General features: G+C 67.8%; 1 protein-coding gene. It reads right to left on the bottom strand.

Features of this window, described 5'->3' with window-relative positions; all coding sequences use genetic code 11:
• Positions 1-203: 203 nt before the first annotated feature.
• The gene (locus GY769_07545; GenBank protein MCP4201771.1) at positions 204-869 is read right to left on the bottom strand and encodes a hypothetical protein; all 666 of its coding nucleotides are present in this window, start codon (positions 867-869) and stop codon (positions 204-206) included.
• Positions 870-1,660 lie beyond the last annotated feature (791 nt).

Raw genomic sequence — 1,660 nt, 5'->3', positions numbered from 1 at the left:
TAGGTAGTAGTAGCAGGTAGAAGAAGTAGAAGTTAGCCGGGAGACCGACGGGGACCGGGGTGGGGAAGGGGAAGCCGACATCGGACACAGGGGACCGGGCCACGACGGGACCGACAGAGCTTCCCGCGGAGCTTCCTCTTCGCGCCGCCGCTGCTGCTATCGTTGTCGTCGCGTCGTCGCCTCGTCGCGTTTTCCCTTTTTCGCTACCAGACGGCGAGTCGCGCGGCCAACTCCTCATGAGATGGGACGTCGGACTCGCGTGGCAGCGCCGGCCGCGACATGAAATCCATGTGCTCTCCCCGACTCGCGCCCTCTCGCGGGTACGAGACCGCCCAGAGCTTGAGCACGCGGATGATGAAGTCCTCGTCCTCCGGGCTGGGCCCCCTGCAGCTTCGCTCGCGCATGCACGGCAGAGGCGCCCCACCGGGACGTCCGGGCTCCGGCGTGTGCGGGCAGCGGATGATCCACCCGCCGAAGTCCTCGGCCTCGCGAGGGCGCCGACGGAGGAAACGAAAGGGGCCCCACCAGAAGCCATCAGGCATTAGCACTCGAGCGACGGCTTCTGGGCGGCGCGCCCTCTTGCTGGCCGGCGCCTCCTGCGGGACCGCGGCGCCAGCTGCCAGCGGGGACACGCCACCGGCTGGACCAGTGCTGCTGCTGCTCGCCGCTGCGGGCAATGCGGGCGTCAGCTCGGCAGCAGGCCTTTTCTCCGCGTGGTGGCCGGGGGCTCTGCGGACGAAGGCAGACAGGGGCCGCCTGGTCGCCTGCTCTTTCAAGCGGCGCTGCTTGCTTTGCACGGCTTTGGTGAGGTCGAAGTACTCCTCCTTGTCGTCGACGTTGTCCAAGACCTCCTCGGCCAAGTCGTCCACCAACTCCTCCGCCTGCGGGAGAGAGGAGGAGTACGGCACGTCGCGGCACGACGCGGACCAACTTGGAACGAAGAGACAGCAAGACGGACAGGCGCAGCCCCGCCTCCAGCGCCTTCCGCTGCGCGTTGCTCAAGTGATCGACGGCGGCCGCGATGAAGGCGGCGACCGTCTCCGGCGGCCCAGCGTGCAGATAGCGGCAAAGGGCCTGGGCAAGACCACATGGTTGTTACATTGTTGTGCGGTGCGTGCGCTTATGTCGCTCGCGCGTCCGTCCCGCTGTCTTGCGCCATACGTCGAAGCACGCGCAATATGCACCACAGGCGGCGCCTCCAGCAGCTCTGCCTTTGAGGCTTGCCTGCGGACGTCGACGGCAAGCCGGTCCGCAAGCTTGCGCAGCAGGGCCGCCGTGAGGACGCCGTGGCGAAGCCCGTAGAGCACCATGTCCATCGAGGCCGCCGAGGCACGCAGCAGCAAGCGTCGCTGCCCCTGGCCCCCGCCAACCGCCGCTGCGCACGGGATGACGTCCCACTGCGTCACCCGCCAGCAGTAAATGAGCGTGCACCCGTTCACCACCTGAAAGACGCCTCGAGTCGACGCGTGTCTCTCCCAGTCCCTCTTCTCTGTCCCTCCGTGTCAGGATCCCGGCCCTGTTCCCGTCGACGTCTCTGTCGACGTTCCTCAGTCCAGTCCCGTTCCGTCGTCCGTCCCCGCACGTCCGGCAACGTCCGTCTCGCTCAGCCTTCATCTTCGCCACCTGCGGGGACGGCGCCGCCGGCAGGCATGGCCGCGAG

It is taken from the genome of bacterium, from assembly GCA_024224155.1.
In the GTDB taxonomy this organism is placed as follows: domain Bacteria; phylum Acidobacteriota; class Thermoanaerobaculia; order Multivoradales; family JAHEKO01; genus CALZIK01.
Note: the sequence above shows the minus strand (reverse complement) of the source record. Positions and strands in the feature narration are given on the sequence as shown.